This window comes from Meiothermus granaticius NBRC 107808, from assembly GCF_003574355.1.
Classification (GTDB): domain Bacteria; phylum Deinococcota; class Deinococci; order Deinococcales; family Thermaceae; genus Meiothermus; species Meiothermus granaticius.
On record NZ_QWLB01000098.1, the window covers coordinates 1 to 804 of the forward strand.

An 804-nucleotide genomic window follows, 5' to 3' on the forward strand; every position below is an offset into this window, starting at 1 on the left:
GGCCTCGAGGCGCGGCGGCTCGAAGGGGGAAGCCTTGGGCAGGGTGGACGTGGGTTGAACGGCAACCTGCAGCCGTACCACGGCCTCTCGGGCCAGGGTGACCCCAGGGCCGGGGTCTTGGCCGATCACCGTACCGCTGGGGGCCCCTGAGGCCACCGAACTGACCACCGGGGTCAGCTCGGCCACGCTCAAGATGTAGCGGGCTTGGTCCTCGCTCAGCCCCCTTAGGTCGGGAAGCAGGGTCTCGCGGGGGGCTGGCCGCACCCCAGAAGAGACCAACAACCGCACCCCCTCCCCGCTCCTGAGGGGCTGGCCCTCTTGAGGGAGGCTGGCCAAAACGGTGTCCTTGGTATCCCCCGAAGTGATGCGGGTGACGCCTGCGATTTTGTATCCCGCGGCATCCAGGGTCACCTGGGCATCGGCCAGGGAGCGCCCAACCACGGTGGGCACCAGGCCGAACTTGGGTTTGTTGATGACCAGCTCGAGCCGCCGTCCGGGCTTGACCTTGCTGCCGGGATCGGGGCTTTGCTCTAGGATTTGGTCCTTGGGCAAGCTGGGGTCATTCCCCTCGCTGAAGACCACCTTCAGCCCCAGGTTCTTCACCGCATCGTAGGCCTGGGTGGGGGTTTTGCCAACCAGATCGGGGAGCTGGTACTCCGGCGGATTGAGGTAGCGCATGACCGCCCCGTAGATCAACCATCCCCCCACGGCCAGCAGCACCACCCCCGGCACCCAACCGGGCCAGTTGAGCGGGTAGCGCCGCACCTGACGCGGCCCCTTGGGGGCGGGCTTGGGGATGGAGGG

General features: G+C 67.8%; 1 protein-coding gene. It reads right to left on the reverse strand.

Annotated elements, in window-relative coordinates; all coding sequences use genetic code 11:
• Nucleotides 1-765 (reverse strand): PASTA domain-containing protein (locus Mgrana_RS16645; RefSeq protein WP_240631423.1); only part of this gene is annotated, 765 nt, incomplete at its 3' end.
• Nucleotides 766-804 lie beyond the last annotated feature (39 nt).